Raw genomic sequence first — 24,231 nt, 5'->3', positions numbered from 1 at the left:
AATAATTATATTATTGAACTGATATAATCAGCAGCTCTTACAACTTCTTTTTCTGATTCTTCATTTAATGAGAATCTAATTCTTACTGGGAAATGAACATCAATCATGCCAGTAGATTTTATTATTGATGAAGTATTTAAAACATTACCATTTGTAGAGTTTAAATAATCTTGGATTATTTCTATAGGTTCTCCACTCCAACCAAATGATCCAAAGGCACCTAAGATTTTATTATTTAAATCTAGTTTAGGTAACTCTTTTAACACATCTTCAATAGAGCCTATTAAATCACCATATTTAGTTGAAGTACCAAATAATATTGCATCTGATTCCTTTATTGAAGCTATTATATCTTCTTTATCAGTTTTATCTGCATTAAAAATAGTAACTTCAATATCTTCACTTTCTAATTCAGATTTAAATTTTTCAGCTATTTTTTTTGTTGCGTTTCTCATTGTAGTATAAACTATAGTAGCTTTTTTGCCATTTTTAGTTTCTTTACTATATTTATCATATATATCAATATAAGATTGAATATTTTCATCTAGTATATAACCATGAGATGGAGCAATCATTTCTATATCTAAATTTTTTACAACATCAATCATTGGTCTAACATACTTTTTATGTGGTGACATTATAAGATTATAGTAAGTTATAAAGTCTTCTGTAATATCTTCTTTTGCTTTACTTGCGAAATATTCTTTTGCAGCAAGATGAGTACTAAAAATATCACAAGGGAATAATATTTTATCTTCTATAGAATATGTGATCATTGTTTCTTCTGTGTGAAGATAAGGAGTCATTTTAAATAATAAAGTTTTTCCTCCTATATCAAGAGTGTCCCCATCATCTACCACTATAAACTCTCTATCATGTAACTTATATAATTCTTTTATGTGATATACAGCTTTTTCGCTACAAACTATTTTAGCATTAGTAGCTTGTCTAGCTAATCCACCTAAGGCTCCTGAGTGGTCAGGTTCAGTATGATTAATTACTATATAGCTTATATCTTTTAAATCAATAAGCTCTTTTAAATTATTTAAAAAGTCTTTTGTATATATTAAATCAACAGTATCAATAATTGTTGGTTTTTGAGTTTTTAATAAGTAGCTATTATAAGTTGTTCCTTTTTCTAATGTTAATCTATGGAATGGAACAGGTCTATTATCTATAACCCCTACTGAGTAAATATCATTTGTTAATTTTATTTCTGTATTCATAAGTATCCTCCCTATAAAGTTTTTTTCTGAAAATCTACAAGTTTAGTTTAAAACATATTAAAGTAATTGAATGTGATTAAACGCACAGGATAAAACTATTTTGAAATAAAAATAAAAAATCAGTATAAAACTAACCTGAATAAAGGGGTATCCTATAATATAAGTATTTTTACATATAAAAATAATATAGAAAGTTTCAAAAGAAGATATATTATTTAAGTGCAAAAGGACTAGCTTTAATAGGGTTTTATTCCAATCAAAGCTAGTCCTGCTTTATATAATTTTTAAATTTTTAAAATAATTAAAATCTAAAAAATAATTATTAAAACTCTTCTTTTCCAAAGAACTCAAAATTAATATTTTCTTCTTTAACTCCTAAATCTTTTAAACTATTATTTATACTTTTCATAAATAAAGTTGGTCCACAAAAGAAAAATTCTCCATTTAAAGGTAAGTTATTTTTTATCCATTCTTTTGTTATAAAGCCTTCTGCATCGTAATCTTTACCTTTTATATCACTTTCTAATGGGTTACTAAATAGCTTTAATTCTTTAAAATCTTTTATTTTTTTGATTTCTTGAACATCTGAATTTAAAGCTAGATTCTCTGAATTTAATACAGCTTCAACAAAATATACTTCTCTATTTTGTTCCTTAGCTCCATATAGCATTGATAAAATAGGAGTTATTCCTATGCCACCTGATAGTAAAACTAAAGGTTTATCACTATCTTCTGTTAGAGTAAATTTCCCAAAGGGAGGCATTGCTAATATTATATCACCAACCTTAATGGATTCATGAAAATATCCACTTACTTTTCCATTAGGAACTTTTTTTATTGTTAATCTATAATAATCTTTTTTTGGATTACCTGATAAACTATATCTTCTCATTTCCTTTTTTACAATTTCATCATCAGTTTCTATTTTAAGTGGTAAAAATTGACCACATTTATATTCTTTTAATGGCTTATTGTCAGTAGCTCTTAGATAAAAAGATTTTATATCTTTTGCTTCTTCATCTATTTTAAATATTTCCAATTGTCTAAATCCATTCCAAATATTTTCCATGGTATCACCTCATAATTTTATTCTGTGTTTATAAATTACTAAATAAGTAATTAAGTTAATAATTTATATTTATATATTATTAATATGAATTACTTAAATATTTGCTTGTTTATTATAAGATAATTATATTTAGAATAATTATTTTGAAATATGATTGGTGTCACATTTAAAAAATTGTATTTACTAAAAACTAATTTTTTTACTCTGCTAAATCTAATAAAGCTTCTTTATCCTTAATAATAAGTCCTTTATTTCCTTTTAACTCTATTATCCCCATTTTATTGAACTTAGAAAGTCTTCTGCTTACAGTTTCTCTTGTTATACCACAATAACTTGCTATTTGTTCTCTATTAAGAGGTAAATCTATATATATTTCCCCATCTTTTTTTTGACTATATTTATTCATAAATTCTATTAACACCGTGGCTAACCTTGCTTCAACATCTTTAGTTGCTAGAGTTTGTGCTAAATTTTCAGCAGAATTTATTCTATCAGCCATTTCTTGTATTATTTTTAATGATATTTCTGGATTTTGTAGAAGTATTTTTTCTAAATTCTCCTTTTTTAAAATACATAATTTTGCATCTGTTATTGCATAAGCTGAAAAGTTACTAACATTATTACTAGTAAAAAGATTGTTTTCTCCAAAAAAGTCTCCTTTAGATAGGATATAAACTATTTGTTCTTTTCCTTCTTTGGTTATTTTACATATCTTTATTCTCCCATCTCTAATTAGAAAAAGTTTATTTGATTTTTCTCCTTCTCTACATAAAACATCATTTTCCCTAAAACTTTTATGATCAGTCATATTAACTATTTTTAATAATTCTTCATGAGATAATCCTGAAAAAATAGCTATATTTTTAGCACAAGGTTCTTTACATGAGCCACAACTACACGTTTTCTCCATATTAAATTTCCTCCTCACCATTATTTATCTTATGTAATTATATTTACATTAAATAATAGTATCATATGATTTTATTTCATACTACCATATGAAGGTGCTGAAACTCTGTGATTTTTCTCATAAGAGTATAATAAATAATCTTTGCAGGTAAGTATAATTCTTTTTTATAGTTTTTTGATGATTTTATAAACTAAGATTTAATTCATATAAAGTTTTGGTTCTAGACAATTGAAATAGGTAAATTTTGATTTAGTTATAAGAGGGTATATTTCTATTATCTACTTAATTTGTTAAGTTTCTGAAAGAATTTTATCACGAAAATTTTATAAATATAATGTATAATAGAAATAAGCTGAGATTTAATTTTATGGAAGTAAGGAATCTATATTAATTAGTTTAGATAAATAAAAAAACAAAGGAGAATAAGTCATGGAAAATGAAAGAAAAGTTGTATTATACATAGCACAAAGTTTAGATGGATATATAGCAAGAGGTAATGGAGACATTGATTGGCTTGAGGGAGATGGAAGTGAACCAGATTCAGATTTTGGATATAATGACTTTTATGAATCAATAGATACAATAATAATAGGAAGAAATACTTATGAGCAAATAATTCAAGATTCAAGATTTAAGTCCTGAACAATGGCCATATGAAGGAAAAGAGACTTATGTAGTAACTACAGATGATTTAGAACCTAATAAGAACGTAGAGTTCATAAAAGAGGATGTAGTTAATTTTATAAAACAGTTAAAAGAAAAAGAAGGAAAAGATATTTGGATAGTTGGTGGAGCTATATTAATAGATGCTCTTATTAAGGAAAATATTGTAGATGAATACATAATATCAATAATGCCAACAATTTTAGGATTCGGAATAAAATTATTTAATGAAAATAATCCAGAAATAAAACTTAAATTTAATGGAAGTTCAGTTTATAATGGAGCAGTTGTGCTACATTATTTAAAAGATAAAGTAATAGTAGGATAAATTAAAATTCTTTATTAGAATAAAAAGGAGCTATCTTAATAATGGAACTAGATTCCAATTTGATAGCTCTTTTTTTCTTTTTTATTATTAACAGTTTATTCCTGATGATACCCAAGTTGGATTTTGTGACCCTAAGGAGAATACTTCATGATTTGATACAGCTTCTTTATAAGTATTCATTGAAGGGGCATTACCATTTGCATCAATTATTCCATTATAGGTGTTACTAGGATTATTTATTAATGAATATAAATTTGTGCAAGTAAATTTAAAGTAGTATTGCCCATTATAATAAACTTCAGGAGTTACTGTATTGCTAGTACTATTTAAATTTATAACTAAGCAAGTTGATCCATATTCCTTAATTAAAGCTTCCTTTTGAGCTTCTGTTCCATGATTTACAATATTACTTATTTTATTATAAGATACATAATTCCTACAAGGTGCGAAAGTATCATTTATATAAGTATATATTAGGTTATCAAGATTATTTGCTGATTCTTGATGATTAACTGCATTTTTACTTATGTAAGAATAGCCTTCTCCAGTTTTTACATTAACCACATTACCCTTACTAGTTGAATTGTTAATTTCATTGTTATTTTTAGTATTTATATTTTTATTTTCACTTGTTTTAGTTCTAGTAGAAATAGTTTTATTAGTTACAGTATTTTTACTAGTATTATTTGTTGAAGATGTACTAGTTTCTTTTTCGGTATTAGTGTTAGTATTAGTATTAGTGTTAGTATTAGTAGCGCTATGTACTTTATTATTTTCATTGTTTACTGTATTGTGAGAAGTATTTGTATTTAATGATTCATTATTAGAACTATATAACTCTGGATATTCATTAACAAGTTCGAAACATCTTTGTTGTGTTAATTGTTCATAATAAATATTATCCATAAGAGGAAGTATAGACCCTCCTTCATAAGCTTTTGAAACTTCATTTATTGTATTATTAACTTTCATATTAAATTGATTTTGACTTTCTTTTAACTGTTCAGCCTTATTTTGAGGTAAAACATTTAATAAGTGTTCATACATATCTTTAAGTTGATGTTCCCACATTTCAGCACATTGACCAGAATATATATTCATATTTGTTTGACTTTGTTGTGCTGTTGGAGTAGCGAAAAGATTATATGTTTTTATTGATAAATTGTTTAATTTATTTAAATAATCTGATTTAGCACTATTTCCTGAAAAGACAATATAGTCTTGATTTACAAGTCCCACTGTTCCGTTAGATAATTTAACTTCATAATAATTATTTTGTTTATTAAGAACAGTAACATTATCAAGCTGTTTATTTTCATAAGTAATAGTCTTAGGATTAGTTTCTAAATTTGCACCATTATAAAACTGTACATTAGGTGCAGCTTTAATATAGGCAGAAGCATTTATAGGAATAACTTTAGAAACTTCAGGAAGTTTAATATTATCATTGTTATTGTTAATAATATTGTGACTATTATGAGGTACATCATTTTTAGTACTAGAACCAGTGGAACTACTACTTGAAATATTATTTGAAGAACTAATTGTATCAGTGTTTACATTTTTGTTTATGTTATTGTGTACGTTTGTATCATTATTTATGTTTGTATTAGTATTTATATTGCTTCCTGTAGAAATACTAGAAGAGCTAGTACTAGTAGAAGAAACAGTATTTAAGGTATTATTATCTTGATTTAAAGAAACATAAGTTTCATATATGTAGCCAATAGTACCATTAACATTTACTTTAATCCATTGTCCTTGATTACCCAAAATTTCAACAGAGGTATTTTCTTTTAAATTTTTTAAGATTCCAGCCTGTAAATCTGGTTGAGCTCTTAGATGAACTCTAGTAGAAACATTTATAATTGAACCATCAGTAATATTTTGATGAAATTCAATATTTAAGCCACTTTCAATTACTTGTAAGTTATTTGAAAAAATATACCCAACAGCTCCGGTTTCATGGACTTCAACTTTATAATAGTTACCTTCATGCCCTAATATAGTTAACATTTCTCCTGTAGAAAGATAAGAGTTAACAGATTGACCATCTGAATTATTAAAAAGAACTAAGTTATTATTTCCATTAATAACAACAGCTTCTTGTCCAGAAATAGTTGAAACTGGTTTAGATAGAAGGACTTCATTACTTGAATTTTTCATAGTGGTGGAATTTATATTGTTTAAAACAGGGACAATTGAACCCGTTGCTATAGTTGCTCCAGCTAATGCACCTGCTAGTAATTTACCTTTCATAACAAACTCTCCTTTTTTATATGTAGAATTAAATACTTTACCCAATTCCATACTATAACAATAAAATAATAAATACAAAGTCCTAAAATTAGTAGTTATTTTAAAAAGAACTATAAAATTGTGAAATATTGATGAAAATATGAAGAAAATATGAATAAAAATACTTTAAGAAATGAAAATATTAACAATAAATAAAACATTATTAGAGTATGAAGAATAATATAATATTAGGAAAAATTATATATTTATACTTAAATTAGCTTAAAAAATATTAGGAATGAATATAAAAAACTTTCAATATTAATAATGAATAATTTTATAAAATCATAGGAAATAAGATAAGAAATATAAGGATAAAAGAGTTTTATAATAATTACAATAAAAAATTTTATTGAAAAAGAGAGGCATCAACCTCTCTTAAAGGTAATAAAAAGCAATTGTCATTCTCAACATAAATTATCAGCTATGTTTATATATTGAGTATCAAATAAAATTGCAAGTATTAAATTATTAAAAGGGTATAACATTTTGGGTTGGAAATTACTAAAAGTGATTGAAAACTTTTAGTTGTTGGGAAATACCACTTTAAGTAATAAGTAAAATACTTTACAAAAACACACGATCAATAATTAGGATACTCTTAATACTAAATTTAAAACTTACTACACTACTACTAAATTTAAATATATAGCTAGCCTCTTTAATTAAATACGAAAAAGGAAATTTATATTGTTATGTATCGCACTAAAATTTATTACCGGAGATAATTTTACCATGGATGGTGTTAGAAAATAAAGTGGTAAATTGTGAGAAAACCATTTATTTCAAGTGTATATAATACAATGAGAAAATTTACCTTATAGTATATTGAGTTAATGTATTCCAAATAGAGATATTATTTCTATTGAACTCCTACTTTATAACTAGTATGAGAGGAATTATGAACACATATTAATAGTAAGTTTACAAATATTTACCTAAACTGGATAAGTGATAAATTTAAGAGTTTTATACAAAATAATTTATAAAAAAATATAAGATTTTAATAAACTTTAATTGATTTATATATTTAAAATTGAGAAATAATAAAATTTTCTTGTTTGTCCAATAGAATTTTAAATGTTACTTTGGTAAAGAAGAATCGACGACAAGCAAGGGGGAATTTTTTTAATGAACAGAGGTAAAATATTAACATTACTAGTAGCAACGGCCATAGGTACAGGAACTTTTGCGGGGATAGAGGCACCACAAAAAGCTTATGCACAAAGTGTTTCTAAGACAGTAGATAATAATTTGGATAAGGATAATAGCACAAATAATAAAGATAATGATGATAATGGTACAACTACAGTAAATAAAGAAGAAGTAAAAACTGATACAAGTAGTTCTATAGATACAAGTTCTTTTAATAGTCAACCTAGTTTTACTGGTGATCATGAAGATGGGCATGATGTTGAGCAAAAAGAAGTAGTTAAAGCAAAAGGATTCGCTGCTACAAAGGTATCAGAGAATTACTATAATTTTAATATTCCAGGGGCTGAAAAGCATACATATGGAACAAGTGGAAATGGAAGACCACTATATTATTATAAAATAGGTACTGGAAAGAAAGTTTTATTTATGAACTTTGGTATTCATGGCTATGAAGATGCTTGGAGTAAAGATGGAGAAGAACTTACCAAGCTAGCTAAGAACCTTACTGAAAGAATAGCTAAGGATAATGCAGCTAATGGATTAAATGGTTGGTCTGTAGTAATAGTACCATCAGCAAATCCAGATGGAGTATTAGATGGTTGGACTAACAATGGACCAGGAAGAAATCAGGTATCAAAGAAAATAGATTTAAATAGATCATTCCCAACCTTCTTTACACCACAGTATAATTCAAGAAATTATACAGGACCAGAACCATTAGCAGCTCCAGAAGCTAGAGCATTAGCTAATTTAGTTAGTCAATTTAGTGAAAGTTCATCACATATGTCTTTAGTTGATGTTCATGGATGGTTAAATGAAACTATTGGAGACCCATCACTTGGAAAGGCTTTTGACAGTAATTTTGGTATTTCTAATAAATTAATGAGTAAAGCAGCAAACGGTTACTTAATAAGTTATGCTCACTCAAAAGGAGCTTTAGCAACTTTACTTGAGTTACCAATGCCAAGTAGTTCAGCATCAATCCAAAATAATGGATATGCAAATAAATTATACAATTCAGTAAAATCTATAATTAAAAATGGTGATGGATTCGAAATTATGAATGCAGAGGGACAAGTTTACAATACTAACTCTCTTAACATAAGAATAACTACATCAACTAATGCTAATATTATAGGAAGCTACAGTAATGGTACTAAAATAAAAATCCTTGGTAAAGTAGGAGATTGGTATCAAGTTAAATCAAGTGCTGGATATGGATTTGTTCATAAAGACTATGTAAAAATATTAAGTAATAATACAAATAACAATGATAATAATAATGGTGGTGGAAGTAATGTAGAAGCACCAACTAAATACCAAATAGGTAAGGTTGCAAATCTTTCAACATCATTAAATATAAGAAAGTCACCAAGTACTAGTGCACCTATTATAGCAAGTTTAAGTAAGGGAACTGAAGTTAAGGTAGTTGGCACAGAGGGAGATTGGTATAAAGTTTATAGCCCATCTTTTGGTTATGGATACGCACATAAGAATTATATACAAATAACTGGTGATGTGAACAATGGTGGAAGTAATAATGAAAGTAAGCCAGAAACACCAACACAACCTACACAACAAACTGGTACTATAATTAATATTAGTACAAGTTTAAATGTTAGAGCAGGAGCAAGTACAAATTCAAAAATTGTAGGAACTTTAAGGAATGGAGCTACTATTAATATAGTAGGAAAAGAAGGTAGTTGGTATAAAATTCAAGGCTCACCTTTTGGAACAGGCTATGTTCATGGGGATTATGTAAGAGTAAATGGAAATGCTACTCCTGAGGTGCCAAGCACACCAGAAAAACCAAGTACTCCAAACACACCACAAAATCCTACTGTTACTCAAACAGGTAAGGTTGTTGATGTAAGCACAAAGCTTAACATAAGAAGTGGAGCAGGTACAAACTTTGGAATAGTTGGAAGTCTAGGAGCTAATGCAACTGTTAATATAATAGGAAAAGAAGGAAATTGGTATAAGATTTCACATAATGGAACTGTAGGATATGTTTCAGCAGATTATATTAGAGTAAATGGAAATGCTACTCCTGAGGTGCCAAACACACCAAGTACTCCAGAAACACCACAAAACCCTACTGTTACTCAAACAGGTAAGGTTGTTGATGTAAGCACAAAGCTTAACATAAGAAGTGGAGCAGGTACAAACTTTGGAATAGTTGGAAGTTTAGGAGCTAATGCAACTGTTAATATAATAGGAAAAGAAGGAAATTGGTATAAGATTTCACATAATGGAACTGTAGGATATGTTTCAGCAAATTATATTAGAGTAAATAATGATGGTGGAAATAATAACAATATAGGTTCAACTGAAAAGTATGGAAAAGTAGTAAATATAAGTACAAAACTTAATATTAGAAGAAGCCCAAGTACTTCATCTAGTATTGTTGGAACTTTAAATAATAACACTAAGGTTGTTATTTTAGAGAAAGCAAATGGATGGTATAAAATATCATACAATGGAACAGTAGGATATGTTTCAGCTAGTTATTTAGCTGAAATGTAAAAAATAATAAGGGAGTGTCTCTTAAAAGGAATTTTATTCCTAGGAGGAGGCACTCCTTATTTATTTAATTATTAATTAAAGTTATAGGTTAAATTAAAAAATACTATGATTATTTCATATAATAGTTTACAATATATGTAAAATGGTTTTTGGGGGTAAGTATGTTTAAAAGAGCTATAGCTTTATCTATAATTATTGGATTCTTTTGTGGAGGGTTATATTTTAAGGGGTTAACCTTTAATGCTATAAAGGGAATTATAAATATAGAAGGAAGAGAAAAAAATATATATGTAAGCAATTATTATTATATGACAAAAATAGAAAATGGAGATAAGGCTGTTGAGGATTATTTAAGTAGTAATGGCTTTCAATTGAGAGAAAGGGATGGAGAAACATATAATTTTTATAATGACAGAGGTGAAAAACTAGTTTTAGTTAGAGATGATATATTTAGCAAGTATATAGCTTGGAAAGGCGAACTTTATATAGGAAATTTTTAAGGGAAAAGATGAAGTAGGGATATTAAATTTCCTTTTAAGCAAAAGAATTAAAGAGGATATATAAAATTATAGATACATCCTCTTTGCTTTTTATCTAGCTATATAGGTTCACCATTTGTGACCACTCACCTACGTAAAGAAGCTCTAATATTTTTTCTACAACAGTTTCTGAAATTTTCAAACTCACTTTGTTCAAACAATGAAAATTTTTTCACGAAACTATTGTTCAAAAATAAAGAGCTTCTAGTACTAGTTTAATGGTCACAGCATTTTGTACCTATATAGCTATCTCGGCAGATGAAAAATACATTTATCTAGAAATGTGACTAAGCATTCAGATGGAGTTAAAACTCCACCTGAATTAAGTCTACGTTTATAAAAGTAATATGAATTAAGGTGCTGCTTTGATACAGTACCATTTTTTATATTTCTAGATAATTGTCCGCTTTAAGAGACCTCTTATGTACATAGAAATTTATTTGGTTGTTGTTAGCTTGTTTAATACTAAATTAAATTTATAATTAGGATTTTTAGAGATAATTACCTTTTCTTCACCAGAAATTTTAAATTCACTTGATGAAATAAATTTAAGGTTTAAATTATTTCCTGAAAGTGAAGTTTCAACATCCCATTCACTATTGGACATAAGATTAGTAAGGATACCTGTCCATTTATCATCAGAATTTTTACTTAAAATACCACTAGCATAATCAATAGTATCTAAACCATGATCGTGGTCATGATGTGTTCCATTATCTTCTTCATCTTCATGAGGTGCTTGAACAGTATAATGAACAGATATATCACCGTTAGATAATTCCTTTAAATCAACATTATAAGTATCTTTAGAATTACTATTTACATATTGATATATACCATCAATATCACTAGTATTATTAGTTATTGATTTATTATCAGAATTAATTACTTGAGAACTAATTTTTGAACTTTCCTTTTTGGGATTATAAGCAGTAAATCCAACAAGAAGAACTATAAATCCCACTATTGAAAATAATAATAATAAAAGTTTATTTCTTTTCATATTTTTACCCCGTAAATTATAAATTTTCTTATGTTAATTATAATAATCATACTATTTTTTTGTTAATATATCTTTAATCACTTGTGAATAAAGTGAAACTTAATAAATGAATAATCAATTAATGATTAATAAGGGTAAATTTATTGTAAATATAAACCATAAATATATATAATAAACAATAAATGGTATATAATGATATATAAAGAAGTAAATATATTTATTTAATATGTTAATTAATAATGTATTTATCTAAATGATAGTGTCTGTAATACCCCAAGCTTTTATAAGCTAGAGATAAACAGACATAGACACCTAGATAAGATTTACTAAAATTCAGATAAAGCTAAAACTCCAGCTGAATTAAATCTTAATTTATATAAGGAGAAAATTAAAATGAGGGGAAAATTTCATCTACGTTATGTTAAACAAAAACTTTTTTTACTTTTGCTAGTTAATGTTATTTTAGTAATTGCTTTTGGGGTAGTTGGCTTAAAATACGATGGATTTAGGATGTTGTTCTTTTTATCATTATTGTGTATTTTTGAATTTATAGCTATGTTGTTAGAAATTGATTTTAGTAATTTTAATTTCTTCACTGTTGAAACACTAAAGTCTGGAGCCTTTATGGGAACTTTAATAATGTTATTTTCAATAATTTTAAGGGATTTAATGAATACTTTTCCTATGTTATATGGTGTAATGATTGCTTTGTTTATAACTACTATTTTAGAAAGGGGTAAGAAAAAAGTTAATAATAGATGGTGGGAAAGAGGATATGAGAATGACTTTGATGAAGATGAAATAAATATATTTTGGAGGTTTAATACCAAATTTGAGCCAAAGTATAAAGGGAATATAGAGAAAATTAGATTTTATGAAGCTTTAGATTCTAAAGTAACTACTAGAGCAATATTTTTATTATTAATTTTACCTGAATTAAAAATTAATGGGCAAGAGCTTTCTTTTAAGTTTATTATGGCAATTATGATAATCTATGTTTTTATTGCAACAAAAGGTCTTTATTGTATAGATAAACACTTGAATATTCATGTGGAACTTAATGGGATTTGTACTGGAATGATAGAAAAGAATATTAGGAGACATGGTCCACCAAAATATATATATAAAGTTAGTATAGTTAATTTTGAAAATAAAATTGAAAGAGTAATAAATGTTAAGGAAGATGATATTTTTAGGTTTAGTGAAGAGGGAGAAGTAACTTTAGTCTATGGAGCTATATCAAAAAAAGTAGTTATGGTTTATTAATTTTAATGAATAGTAATTAGGAAAAGACTAAAGAGAGGACTATCTTCTTAAGCTCATTTTAAAGTATATAGGAAAAAGTTAAGACTACATAAAGATTCTATTTAAAGATAGAGTATTTATGTAGTTTTTTTATTATAAAGAGGAAATTGTATTTTAAATAATTTAAAGAAATGTACATATGTTAATAATAGATATAAGGTAATATTAACTATATAATAATATTAATAAAACTATATTAATCAGAGAGGTTTGAATTTTATAGATGATTATTTGGGAGGAAGTTATGGAGGGAGGAAAGTTACAGTTAAGGTTAATAAAACAAAGATTTATTATATTAGCTATTGTAGACCTGTTTATAATTTCATTAGTTAAATATAATTTTACTAGTATTGAGGGATTAGTATTTTTAAATCTATGTATTATTATTACTGGTATTACATATATAATCAATGGACTTTTAAATGGTTTTGACTTATTTAATTTTAGAAATCTCCTCCATATAATGTCACTTGGAGGGATTATAATATTTTTATTATTAGTACCAAGGAGCATTTTAAGTGAATATTATTTAATAATTTTTTTGTTGGGATTTTCTATAGTTGCAAATATGCTAGAAAAGGACAATGGGTTAGAAAGAAAGAATTTAAATTTATTAATGGGAACTAATAAGAATTATGATATAAATTCAATCAATATATTTTGGAGATATAACTTAAAAATAGGTGAGAAATATAATGAAAGAGTATTAGAAAATTTTGAAGAACAGGGAAAGTTTGAAGGCCTTGTATATGGAGCATTTATTATTTTAATATTAATAGATTTCATGCCATTAATACCATTTTACATAATAATTGCTATATTGGGAATAGCTATAACTTTAAAGTCATCAATTGCTTATGATATAGATAAGAAATTTAAGAATTACTATAAATTTGAGGGTGTATGTATTGATAAAATTGAAGTAATAACCAAAAAAGCACCTCCTTACTATATAGTTAGCATAGTAGACTTTAATAAAAAAATAGAAAAAAATAGTGGTAGTTAATGAAGGTGATAGTTATAGATTTAAAGTTGGAAGAAAGAAAACTTTAGTTTATGGTGGAATTTCGAAAAAAATTGTAATGTGTAAGTAGAGGAGAAATAAAGGTAATAACAATAAAGGTATTCTTATGTTTTAAATGGAGAATACCTTTTATATTTTGTATATTAAAAAATAAAGGGAAATAAATACTTATATAGAAAATATCATATGAAGAAGTTTTGTACTATAAATATAATAAAATAGTAGTATTACATGAAAGAAAGGAGAATTTATGAGATTAAAGTATTCAAAGGAGCTTCTAAGTGAGTTAGGTAAATTTAATATAGAAGTGGTAAGAGTTGGACTTTTAATATTTGCACTGATAATTATGCTATTTAAATGGTAATGTAAATAAACATAAGGAAATATAAAATTTATATTATTGAGAGTTTTAAACTTTTGTAATATTATTTAAAATTGAAATTTAAAAATGCATCTTCATATCAATTGAGGATGTATTTTTTTTTTAGTTATTAATAGATTATTATAGATATCTTAAATTTCTTCTTTTATAAGGGCATAAAGTGGTAAATATTATTAGCATTTATTATCTTTTCGTCATTTTTTGATATATTTGTTAAGAATTTTGGAAATAAGTTATAAATTCCTATAAATATAGGGTGAAAATGGTATAATCTTAAGAGATCTATATAAAAAGGAGTGTGGAGTGTGCTTTCTAAATTGTTTGAGAATATATATGATGATAATGATAACTTAGAAAAATTAGCATTTGAAATAGATAAATCAATATATAATGATTCAACAGCGGCTATATTTAAGGGGAGACTTTTAGGGGAATTATTAAGTAAAAGAATAGCTAGTGATGAAGGGCTTGATGATTTAATAAATTTTAAACAAGTTGATAGAATTAATCAATTATTTGTAAATAATGTTATTACTAGAGAAGTAAGTGAGTATTTCAACATAGTAAGAAAAACTGGAAATAAAGTTGTTCATGATACGGTAGAAGGTGAGTTGGAATCAGCTTTAAAAATTCATAGAAATTTATATAAAATAATTACTTGGTATATACAAAATTATATAAAAGCAGACTTTAAGGGTGAACCATATAAAACACCTAGTATGCAAAATCAAGAAAATGAGAATTCTGGAATGATAAAAAAAATGTTTAATGAATTAAAGGGATTGTTACTTAATAACGATTCAAAGGGCAAAGAACTTAATTTAGATAAAACATTGGAAGTTTATTCAGAAGAAAAAGATACTACAAAAGTATTAAATAATGAAGAGATAAAAGAGAAAGAGAACATAATTAATAATGATTCATGTTATTTAGAATTCATGACATGTGAATTAAAAAATATATTGCAAGAAAAAAAGTGGGATATAAGTTTTAATGGAGAAGAGATAAATATAAAAAATATTTATTTAAAAAATAAATTTGAAAATCTTGATGCACTAAAAGGCATATCATTGGAAGTAAATATTAGTAGACCTATAAATACAAAATGTAATATAGATGTAAATATTAAAGATTTAAATAATATAAATGAGGATTTAATAGATAGCTTAATAAGACGTTTAAGAGAAGAAATGAACCTAGACATAAGTGAAGAGAGATATGAAGGATTGGTTTTTAGGTTTAAATTTAATGTTCTTGATATTAAAGAAAAATTAGATGATACAAAAGAAACAATGGAAAATAATAAAGAAGGTATAAAACTAATAATAGAAAAATTTATATCAATATTTAATGATGATTTATTAGAAATTTGGAGCGATAAGATAATAAAAGAGAATATTAGTGAAGAAACAGAACAGGAGATAGCTTTGGATATAATAGATGATACAAAAGATATAATAAATGAAGTTAAAGAATCTTCAGGATGTTTAGTGAAAGAATTAAATAGATTAAAAGAATCTTCAAAAGAAGCTGTAGAAGGATTAGAAAGTTTCAGTAAATTTAAGCAATATATGCATGTGGAGAGAACCATGCATATAGAATTAGAACATTTAATAAAAAATTGTGCAAAGTCTGATTTTCAAAAATTAATATTAGTTTGTGGAAGTGCTGGAGATGGTAAATCTCACATAATTTCATATTTTAAAAATAAATATCCTCAAATTATGAGAGAATTTAAGTTATGGAATGATGCTACTGAAAGTTTAGACCCTAAAAAAACAGCTATGGATACTTTAAATGATGTATTATCAGATTTTAATGATGAAAATATAAGCAAAAATAAGGAAAAACTTATCTTAGCTATAAATTTAGGAACATTAAATAATTTTATTGATTCAAAATATGGTGAAAATTTTACTAGATTAAGAGAATTTGTTACTGATAAAAAAATACTAGAGTCAACAATTATTGAATATCCTTATGATGATAGTAGTTCATTCCAATTTGTTAATTTTGGTGATTATCATATGTATGAACTAGAAAATGAAAAAACTAAATCAGAATATATATCAAATTTAATTAAGAAGGTAACTAGCGACAATAAAGATAATGTTTTCTATAAATCTTATTGTGAAAATTGTTTAAGCTGTAAAAATAAAGATTGTTGTCCTATAAAATTAAATTATGAGTATTTGAACTTTGATGAAGTTAGAGAAAATATTGTTGCTTTGATAATAGAAGCAATTATTAAAAATAAGCTTTTAATTACAACAAGGGCATTATTGAATTTTATTTTTGATATAATAGTGGGAAAAAACAGTAATAAAGATGATGAATTTATTTTTAAAAATAAAATAGCAAAGTTAAATGAAAATGAGTATATTGAGGCATTATTACCTAATATTTTATTTGATAGATCTGAATTATCATTTGTTTTTGAAGCTATTAAAAAATTAGATCCTTTGAATATCAGAAATAATGAGTTAGATGATTTTGTTATAGAGTTTAATACATCTGATAGAGTATTTGAATTTTTTAACAATAATATTAGATATCCAGATAAATATCTAATGAAAATAGAAAATAAAGATTTAGCTGGAACTAAAAATGATGAATTAAGAGATAGGCTATTAGCGTTATTTATAAGAAGTTTTGCACTTTCAGCAACTAGTGATTTATTTAATCTAGAAGATAAGATATATTCTAAATTCATACAGGATTTATATAATTGGAATAAGTGTGATAAAAGTAAATTAAAAGATTTATATGTAAGAATTAAAACAGCTATTATGAAATGGAATGGTGAATCAGATCAAAATGAAATTAATATTTTTGTAGGAAAGAATCAACTAAATTATAAAATTAGTGAAGAAATAAATATAAGACCAGATTTATCAAATCTAACTGTAAATAATAGTGTTAAGTTAGAAAAGTTTTTAGATAATTTAAAATTAATGTATAAAGTTGAAAATAGTGATAAATCTTACGTATTTGAAATTGATTTTGATCTATATGAAACCCTACAAAAAGTTTTAGCGGGATATAGAGCCAATAAGCTTGATAAGGCTCATTATATAAAATTTGTAGAAACTTTAGAAAATATAATCACTTTAGGATCTCAAAAGGAAAAAATGTTCTTTACAGAGAAAAATAGAGAAGAAAATAAAAAATATATATTAGAATATGATGAAGATTTTGGTGGTTTTTCATTTATGGAGGTAAATTCTGATGGAAAGTAATTTAAATTATGAATTAAATTTAGAAGGAATAAAGAAAACTATAAAAGGAAATCATTCACAAGGTCATAATTGTAAGCTAGTACCTTTTGCAGCAAATGATAAAAAAATAGTATTAGATTTTAAAGGTGTAACAGGTGCTTTTTCAAGATTAATTTCAAATAAATCTAAAATAAAAGATACAGAATTTGATATAGAAATATTAATAAAAGAAATTCAAGAAAAAGCAACTACTAATGAAAAAGATGCTAAAGCATTAAAATCAATTATAAAAAGTATGTTTATAAGCAATGATGAACTTATAAATTTTGATATAAGAACATTAAATTATATAAAATCAGATAGTTCAGAAGAAAAAATAGCTAACTTTATTTATAGTGTATTATTTGATGAAAAATTAAAGGAATTTTCTAAGGAGATTTATTCAGAAGAAGTAAATAACATAATGTACAAGCTGATATTAGAATCGCTTCCTCAGTTAAAAGAAAAAAATAGTATTGTTGAAGATTATATGAATAATATACCAATAATAAAAGAAAGATTTAGTGAAGATATGAGGTTTTTACTAAGTCATAAGGAACTGTATAAAGAAAGTCTTCAGAGAGTTTTAGAAATATACTATTTCTTTTATATTTCTCAATTAAGTTTAAAATTAAATAATTTTGAAAAAGCTGATTACAATAGGATTGAAAAAATATATTTTACATTAAATACAGAAAAATCTGTTAGTAAGAGTAGAAAAGCTTATGAATATGGATTTAGATTTTTAAAGGAAAATATGTTAAATATATTTTCACATGCAATTATATTAGAATTTTTAAATACATTAACTAATAAAAATTTGAATGTTAATTATTTAACTTTATTTGAAGAAATAAATGATTTAAATAGAGATAATTTTTCAGAGAATATGACAAAAATAATAAATGCATATAAAGAGAGATGGAGTGTTGATACTCCATGGAGCGATATGAAAATAAGTAAAAATTCAAGTGGTGATTATGCATATGATAAGATTTATGAACTATTCAATGCAGTTGATTATCAGTTTAATGTAAAAGGTTCCAAGAGATCGAGAGCCTATAATTCTTATAGTAATTGGATTGTTAAATTCACTCAGGAAAAAATGGCTAAAAGAAGAGGAACATTAGGTTATGTACTTAGTTTAAGTGATGACGATATTATTTTATTAACAAAGATATCTATGAAAGATAATGATAAGATTAAGTTAAAGCTATTATTTGAAGAATTTGAAAAAAGAGGAATATACTTTGACAGAGATAGTAAAGCTAAAGTTCTTCAATTATATGAGAGATTAAACATAATAGAAAAAAAATCAGATAGTGGGGATGCAATGTATGTTAAAACAATTCTATGATTATTTATCAGAAAAAGTTATAAAGTTTTTTAGTGAAAATAACCCAGCTGTAGCGTCAAGGTTTGATATTCAATTTGAAGAAGAGGAGCAAGTTAAGTCATTATATGAAAGTTTAAAAAATAGTGAAAATGCTGAAGCATTTTATTATAGAGATAGTAATGGAGAAATAAAGTATGAAAGTTATACTTTAAATTTTAATAGTGTAAAAGTAATAGTATCTGCAACTATTGATAATATTCAACCAGATTTTCTAACAACTCTTAGAAATTTAGTTGGAAAAAGCGGGTATGAAGATAAAGCAATTTTATTTATTCATGACACAACCTTAGATAGTATAATTAATGGGGCTGAAAGTTTTAATAAAGAAGGAATGCCATTCCATGTAGATTCTATTATAAAGGATTTAAATAAAAAAATCGGAAGTTCAAATTTGAATAAAATTGATAAAGCAATTATATCTACAGAATTGGATAAAAAGAAGAAAGAGGTTTTTTCTGGGACAAGTTCAATATTCGAATACAAAGAACTGCTAAATGTTATAAGTGAACCATGTATAGAGAGGGAGAAGTATAAAAGTTTTGGACTTTTTTTTGATGATGAATTAAATGATTTAACAGGAGCACAATTAAAAAAGAGGCTAAAAGAAAATTCAAGATGCTTTGAAATAGTAAATGAAGCACATAGCTATGGTAATTTAGATACTCAATTAGAGAAATATTTTGATGAAAAAGGTATTGATCAGTTAAAAAGCGAAAATTGGAAAGAAGTAAAATATAGTGTTGTAAAAAAATCTGTAGATAATAAAAATAGTAAAGAACCAATCAGATATAATGAGATGACTTGTAATGTAGAGGCGTGGGATAGAGCGGAAGGAATCACTAAAGTTAAAGAAAGAATAAGAAACATAATAGTTTTCAATTATGAAAATAAGGAAGAAATAAAAATAGAAGGCTATTTTGATGATTATTTAAAAAAAGATTATTTAAAAACAGTTAAAAATGTTGAGGTGACAACTTCAGGTAAAAAATTGACGATTTTACTTAAAGGTAATTCAAAAGATAAGTTTTCTCAAGTAGTTTACACCAATGAAGATGGAGTTAAATTTGACTTTAGAATATTAGTAGTGTCTATAGAACCTAAGAAGTTTAATGATATAAAAACAATATATTCTATAAAACCTAGACAGAAACATTTATTACTTAATACTAATGAAGATAAATTTTATATTGGAGAAAGTATAAATGAAGAAAATATAATAGAAATAAAAGTTAATAATCAAGAAGTAGATATTTTAAATGATAAAAAAAATATTATAAATATAAGTGAAGAATTTGATTATAATGAAACTGGAGTTGCAAGTTTTACGTTGAATTTTGGGACTGAAGAAATTAATTTTGTTATTCAAGGGACTCCAGAAAAGATTAGAACAATAGATGGTTTTAGGGTATGGAAATTAAAAAGAGAGAAAAGTAAATCATTTGAATACTGTGGAGATAATAAATTGAAATTTGGAACCGAAGAACATTGTACAAGGGATGATTTCAAGAAAAATTTAGAATTAGAAAAACTTATTATTGAAGTAGGGGGACTTTCATTTAAGCAATATAGTGATGAATTAGTAGAAATTAATTTAGATGTAAGTGATAGAATAAAAGAAACTTATAAAGATATAATAGACTTTATGAATAAAAAATCTCAATTACCAAGTTTATCTACTATTAATGAGGAGTTAAAGGTTTTATTAATTAATTATTTAGATGCTTTTATTGATGAATTGCATTCTATAAAAGATGGTGACTATTTAAATAGTTCTAAAAAAGATTTATTTAAAGTAGGAACAATAAAAAGAGAGTTTGAGGATAAAGAATTACTTTTTACACCATTACATCCAGTAAATATAGCTTACCAACTTCTTATTAATGAAAAAATAGGAAATGAGGAATTAGAGGATAATACTCTTAAAAAACTATCTTCAACTTATTTATTACCATATATAAGTGATGAAAATGATAATATTTATATTCCAATAGAGCAAAGTCATTCTCCTGAATGGACATATTATGTTGATGAAAATTTACCAAGATATAAAGGATCAAGGGATTTTGTTTCGAAGTTGGTTCAAGAAAAAATAGAAGAATTTATAAGCCATTTCAAGTATTTATTTAGCATGGGAAATAATGTTCCAATAAAAATAAATTTAATAAATACTGGTGATAGTAAAGAAATTTTACAAGGTGTGTTTAACTATTATGTAAAACAATTAAAGAGAAGTAAAGAAGATAAACTTAATATAAATCCAATGGAAATATATATATATTCAAATAAAAATATAGTTAATGCCTTTGAAGAAGTTGCATTTAATGAAAATATAGAAGAATTAAAAGAGTTATATAATCTTAAGTTTAAAGTTGATAATACTACAACAGAAGAAGATATAATGAATTTATTTAGGGAAAAAGTACAATTCTATTCAAAAAAATTTGATGGAAATAAAGATATAGAATATGCTCATTTAACTTTTTTAGAAATGGATGACCATGTAAAACCTATAATTTCCAACATGAATGATATAGAAACAGGGGTAGTGTTAAATGGATTAATTTCAGGAATACCATCAATTTTTTTAGGCGATAATTATAGAACAGGATTTGGAACTAAATATATAGATGAAAATAGTAAGCTAGTGAATATTGTAACAAGATTAAATGCGATAAATGTATCCTTGACAGGAGCACCATTTAATTCAGAAAATTGTAAAATGGTTTCAGTATCTAATAGTAGTAAAGAAAATTTAGAAAAAATATACAATTCTGGTAACTGGGTTACTTTTATAAATCCTAAAGTTGATTTGAATTTCTTTAAGAATGACCCTAATGCTAATGATTTATTGATAATACATTATAGTGATCAATATACTACGGCTGGAGGATATGATGCAATAACGGTAACAAGAAAATCAATCCCATATCAAAAGCTTATAGAAGAATTTTTAATAAAACATGGGGTTAATAATACCAAAGAGTCTACTAGCAAAATTATTAATATGTTTAATGCTATAAATGGAGATTGGTTGTTAAGATTAATATCTAGAAAATCACATTTTCCAAAGGAAAAGATAAGTATTTTATCAGCAATCAAATTAGCATTAGCATATTTTGAAATGGAAAATATAATATGGGTTCCTATTTCATTAGAAGAAGTATTAAGAGTTTCAGGGGGAGCTGGTCTTAAGAAAAATGAAGGATTTTTCTCTGCTAAAAACCTTGGGTTTGAACATAACTTTTCTACTAGTGATGATATATTATTAATAGGAATAGAAGAGAATAATGAGAAGATAAAAGTTCATTATTATCCTATTGAAGTAAAAATAGGAATGAATGATAATTCATATATAAAAAAAGGTGTGGAACAAGCTAATACAACAAAAGACCTCCTTATAAAAACATTAGGAATAGGAAATGAGAATATAAATTATAATAAAAAAATATATAGAAATTTCCTAATGCAACTAACTATAACAAGTGCAGAAAAGCTTAAACTTTATGGTGTAGGAAATTCTAAAGTTTGGGATAGAATAATCGATTCTAAAGTTAGGAAGAGACTTCTTAATGAGGAATACGAAATATCATTAGATTTAGATAATAAAATTGGAAGAGGTGCTGTAATATCATTTAAAGCTGGTAATGTTTGCTTCAATGAATCACATATTCAGGATAATATAAAGGTAATAGAATATAGTGAAGAAGATGGTATAAACTATATTACTAAAAGTATAGAGGAAATAAAAAGTATAATAGGTTCTAATAAGGATACAAATAAATATACTTACAGCAATGAAAATATAAATACAAGTGATAGTGCGTACATTAATGTAAACAATAATACAAATAATAATGAAAATGGTAATGAGAGTAAAGAACTAACAGAAGATAATAAAATAAACGAAGAAAAGAAAGAAAAAAGTGATATTAGTCAATATAAGATAGAAATAAATGAGTCTATCTTAGCAGAAAATTCTGTTAAGGAACAACGAGAAATGAGAATATTATTTGGACAAAATCAAAGTAATGGAGAAAATTTATACTGGTATCCAACTGACACTGATAAAGTATTTCATACAAATACAGGTATAATAGGACAAATGGGTACTGGTAAGACTCAGTTCACAAAATCATTAATAACTCAGTTATATAGAGAAAGAAAATATAATGTGGAAGGTAAAGATTTAGGAATATTAATATTTGATTACAAGGGTGACTATAATCAAAACAAGGAAGACTTTATAAAGGCCACAAATGCTAAAGTTTATCCATTATATAGATTACCGTTTAATCCTCTTTCAATAATAAAACCTAAGGCATTTAAACCAATGTTACCACTTCATACAGCTAGTTCTCTTGCTGAAACTATAACTAAAGCCTTTAGATTAGGGGCAAAACAAAATATGACCTTAAAAGATATAATAATGGAGGCTTATGAAAGAAGAGGGATATCAAAGGGAAATCCATCAACTTGGGAAAATCCAGTACCTACTTTAAATGAAGTTTATAATTTATATATTGAGAGTGAAGGATTTAAAGAAGATAGTTTATATGCAGCATTAAAGAATTTAGCTGAATTTGAAATTTTTGAAATAGATCCTTTAGAAACAAAACCATTATTTGAATTAATAAATGGTGTAACAGTAATTGATTTATCAGGATATGATCCAAGTATTCAAAATTTAGTGGTAGCTATAACCTTAGATTTATTCTATTCTCAAATGCAAGCGATGGGACATAGCAAAATAGAAGGAAATCTTAGACAGATAAATAAAATAATACTTGTTGATGAAGCTGATAACTTCTTAAGTGAAGATTTTACATCTATAAAGAAAATATTAAAAGAGGGGAGAGAGTTTGGTGTAGGAACTATACTTTCAACACAACTTTTAAGCCACTTTTCAACTGGGGATAATGATTATTCAAACTATATATTAACTTGGATAGTTCATAGTGTTACAGAGATAAATAATAAAGATGTAAAATATATATTTAATACTCAAAATAAACATGATGAAGAATTGCTTTGTAATAAGATAAAATCATTAACTAAACATTATAGTTTAGTAAAAATGGGGGATTCGAATAGCCCTATTTATATTAAAGATAAAGCTTTTTGGGAATTAATGAAAAAATAAATTAAAAAAG

At 25.4% G+C, this 24,231-nt stretch carries 14 protein-coding genes; 9 read left to right on the top strand and 5 right to left on the bottom strand.

Going from position 1 to position 24,231, the window contains the following annotated elements:
* Window positions 1-5: 5 nt before the first annotated feature.
* The 3 genes from ARA19_RS05995 to ARA19_RS05985 all read right to left on the bottom strand — a co-directional run bounded on the left by ARA19_RS05995 (window position 6) and on the right by ARA19_RS05985 (window position 3,205).
* Complete coding sequence (locus ARA19_RS05995) at window positions 6-1,226, bottom strand: FprA family A-type flavoprotein (protein WP_055070061.1); 1,221 nt, start codon at window positions 1,224-1,226, stop codon at window positions 6-8.
* A 322-nt stretch (window positions 1,227-1,548) separates the two neighbouring features.
* A complete protein-coding gene (locus ARA19_RS05990) occupies window positions 1,549-2,295 on the bottom strand; it encodes an FAD-binding oxidoreductase (RefSeq protein WP_055070060.1) in 747 nt (248 codons plus the stop codon).
* A 199-nt stretch (window positions 2,296-2,494) separates the two neighbouring features.
* A complete protein-coding gene (locus ARA19_RS05985; RefSeq protein WP_055070059.1) occupies window positions 2,495-3,205 on the bottom strand; it encodes a Crp/Fnr family transcriptional regulator in 711 nt (236 codons plus the stop codon).
* A 429-nt stretch (window positions 3,206-3,634) separates the two neighbouring features.
* Here ARA19_RS05985 and ARA19_RS18105 point away from each other — a divergent pair, with 429 nt between their 5' ends.
* Window positions 3,635-3,847 (top strand): dihydrofolate reductase family protein, encoded by a 213-nt coding sequence (locus ARA19_RS18105; RefSeq protein WP_278321672.1) that lies wholly within the window; start codon window positions 3,635-3,637, stop codon window positions 3,845-3,847.
* Window positions 3,828-4,196 carry a dihydrofolate reductase family protein gene (locus ARA19_RS18100; RefSeq protein WP_341382007.1) on the top strand — a complete coding sequence of 123 codons (369 nt, stop codon included), beginning with the start codon at window positions 3,828-3,830 and terminating at the stop codon, window positions 4,194-4,196. Before ARA19_RS18105 ends, ARA19_RS18100 begins: the two co-directional genes overlap by 20 nt.
* A gap of 87 nt (window positions 4,197-4,283) precedes the next feature.
* Here ARA19_RS18100 and ARA19_RS05975 read toward each other — a convergent pair whose 3' ends face one another.
* On the bottom strand, window positions 4,284-6,455 hold the full coding sequence (locus ARA19_RS05975) for an SH3 domain-containing protein (protein ID WP_055070058.1): 2,172 nt from the start codon (window positions 6,453-6,455) through the stop codon (window positions 4,284-4,286).
* Between the two features lie 1,170 nt (window positions 6,456-7,625).
* On the opposite strand from ARA19_RS05975, the gene ARA19_RS05970 reads away from it, so the two are divergent.
* Together ARA19_RS05970 and ARA19_RS05965 are read left to right on the top strand one after the other, a co-directional pair.
* On the top strand, window positions 7,626-10,175 hold the full coding sequence (locus tag ARA19_RS05970) for an SH3 domain-containing protein (protein WP_055070057.1): 2,550 nt from the start codon (window positions 7,626-7,628) through the stop codon (window positions 10,173-10,175).
* Window positions 10,176-10,336: 161 nt separating this feature from the next.
* Complete coding sequence (locus ARA19_RS05965) at window positions 10,337-10,675, top strand: hypothetical protein (RefSeq protein ID WP_055070056.1); 339 nt, start codon at window positions 10,337-10,339, stop codon at window positions 10,673-10,675.
* A 475-nt stretch (window positions 10,676-11,150) separates the two neighbouring features.
* On the opposite strand, the gene ARA19_RS05960 is transcribed toward ARA19_RS05965, so the two are convergent.
* Window positions 11,151-11,717 (bottom strand): hypothetical protein, encoded by a 567-nt coding sequence (locus tag ARA19_RS05960; protein ID WP_055070055.1) that lies wholly within the window; start codon window positions 11,715-11,717, stop codon window positions 11,151-11,153.
* Window positions 11,718-12,110: 393 nt separating this feature from the next.
* Here ARA19_RS05960 and ARA19_RS05955 point away from each other — a divergent pair, with 393 nt between their 5' ends.
* From ARA19_RS05955 to dptH, 5 genes are all read left to right on the top strand, one after another.
* Complete coding sequence (locus tag ARA19_RS05955; RefSeq protein ID WP_055070054.1) at window positions 12,111-12,983, top strand: hypothetical protein; 873 nt, start codon at window positions 12,111-12,113, stop codon at window positions 12,981-12,983.
* Between the two features lie 283 nt (window positions 12,984-13,266).
* On the top strand, window positions 13,267-14,028 hold the full coding sequence (locus tag ARA19_RS05950) for a hypothetical protein (protein WP_055070053.1): 762 nt from the start codon (window positions 13,267-13,269) through the stop codon (window positions 14,026-14,028).
* Between the two features lie 705 nt (window positions 14,029-14,733).
* Complete coding sequence (dptF, locus tag ARA19_RS05945) at window positions 14,734-17,667, top strand: DNA phosphorothioation-dependent restriction protein DptF (RefSeq protein ID WP_242862401.1); 2,934 nt, start codon at window positions 14,734-14,736, stop codon at window positions 17,665-17,667.
* The gene (dptG, locus tag ARA19_RS05940) at window positions 17,657-19,042 is read left to right on the top strand and encodes a DNA phosphorothioation-dependent restriction protein DptG (protein WP_055070052.1); all 1,386 of its coding nucleotides are present in this window, start codon (window positions 17,657-17,659) and stop codon (window positions 19,040-19,042) included. Before dptF ends, dptG begins: the two co-directional genes overlap by 11 nt.
* A complete protein-coding gene (gene dptH, locus ARA19_RS05935) occupies window positions 19,023-24,221 on the top strand; it encodes a DNA phosphorothioation-dependent restriction protein DptH (protein ID WP_055070051.1) in 5,199 nt (1,732 codons plus the stop codon). The genes dptG and dptH overlap by 20 nt, the downstream gene beginning before the upstream one ends.
* Window positions 24,222-24,231: the final 10 nt, after the last annotated feature.

Origin of the sequence: Clostridium massiliamazoniense (assembly GCF_001403635.1) — a bacterium.
GTDB lineage: Bacteria > Bacillota > Clostridia > Clostridiales > Clostridiaceae > Sarcina > Sarcina massiliamazoniense.
This window is presented reverse-complemented; position numbering and strand designations above follow the sequence as displayed.

Coding starts and splice junctions, on each gene's coding strand:
- ARA19_RS05975 (WP_055070058.1), bottom strand. CDS start 6,455: ATGAAAGGTAAATTACTAGCAGGTGCATTAGCTGGAGCAACTATAGCA.
- ARA19_RS05960 (WP_055070055.1), bottom strand. CDS start 11,717: ATGAAAAGAAATAAACTTTTATTATTATTATTTTCAATAGTGGGATTT.
- dptH (WP_055070051.1), top strand. CDS start 19,023: ATGTTAAAACAATTCTATGATTATTTATCAGAAAAAGTTATAAAGTTT.
- ARA19_RS05985 (WP_055070059.1), bottom strand. CDS start 3,205: ATGGAGAAAACGTGTAGTTGTGGCTCATGTAAAGAACCTTGTGCTAAA.
- ARA19_RS05965 (WP_055070056.1), top strand. CDS start 10,337: ATGTTTAAAAGAGCTATAGCTTTATCTATAATTATTGGATTCTTTTGT.
- ARA19_RS18105 (WP_278321672.1), top strand. CDS start 3,635: ATGGAAAATGAAAGAAAAGTTGTATTATACATAGCACAAAGTTTAGAT.
- ARA19_RS05950 (WP_055070053.1), top strand. CDS start 13,267: ATGGAGGGAGGAAAGTTACAGTTAAGGTTAATAAAACAAAGATTTATT.
- ARA19_RS05970 (WP_055070057.1), top strand. CDS start 7,626: ATGAACAGAGGTAAAATATTAACATTACTAGTAGCAACGGCCATAGGT.
- ARA19_RS05955 (WP_055070054.1), top strand. CDS start 12,111: ATGAGGGGAAAATTTCATCTACGTTATGTTAAACAAAAACTTTTTTTA.
- ARA19_RS05990 (WP_055070060.1), bottom strand. CDS start 2,295: ATGGAAAATATTTGGAATGGATTTAGACAATTGGAAATATTTAAAATA.
- ARA19_RS05995 (WP_055070061.1), bottom strand. CDS start 1,226: ATGAATACAGAAATAAAATTAACAAATGATATTTACTCAGTAGGGGTT.
- dptG (WP_055070052.1), top strand. CDS start 17,657: ATGGAAAGTAATTTAAATTATGAATTAAATTTAGAAGGAATAAAGAAA.